The sequence below is a fragment of the Bacillus sp. mrc49 genome, from assembly GCF_002803435.1.
The window spans coordinates 1-651 of record NZ_PHNG01000251.1 but is presented as its reverse complement, the minus strand read 5'-3'; the positions used below and the strand labels follow the sequence as shown (position 1 = coordinate 651).

Annotated in this window: 1 protein-coding gene; it reads right to left on the bottom strand. The window is 43.8% G+C overall.

All coding sequences use genetic code 11. The annotated features are described in order from the left end of the window. Positions 1–651: NTF2-like N-terminal transpeptidase domain-containing protein (locus CVN76_RS01810; protein WP_332850583.1), on the bottom strand; the 651-nt coding region annotated here is incomplete at both ends.

Here is a 651-nt window from a genome sequence, read left to right as displayed (position 1 = left end):
TAGATTCTTTGTATGGATAGATCCGGGCTTCCGTATTATTGACCGATACCCCAGGAATCGCCAATAGCTTTTCCAATGCTGCCGTATTATCACTGGACATTTTCTTGATGGGCACGAAATAACCTGGCTTTACCCAAGATTGCGTTAACTTCTTATCTATCTCGTCAGTGGACATATTAAGCATACCAGCGACCTTTTTGACCGTTTCGGTTTCGTTAGTCATTTTCTCTGGCACAATCCCCACTTCCGAGACCGTGCCATTCATGGCAAGTCCGCGCTCATTCCGGTCGACAATTTCCCCGCGAATGGCTGGATAGGTTTGAACCGATATCTTTTCACCAGCTTTCAACTGGGGGAATATATAGCTTTCATCCCACTTAATGTACCAATTCTCCTGGTCACCCTCCCCTTCCTTGATAAGGGTCGCCTGATGATCGGAATTGACCTCCCCTGCCATCGTTGACATATCAACGGTATAAGCAAGATTTACTTCTTCTCCATCTTTATGCTTTTTTTCTTCTTTGGGCTGTTTATAATTCACCTTTAACTGGTCCACTTCTATGCCCTTATAGATTTTTTCATAACGCTCCGCAAATTCATCCGCGCTGATTTCTTTCTTCGTTTCAGGTGACAAATATTCATACATCTTCG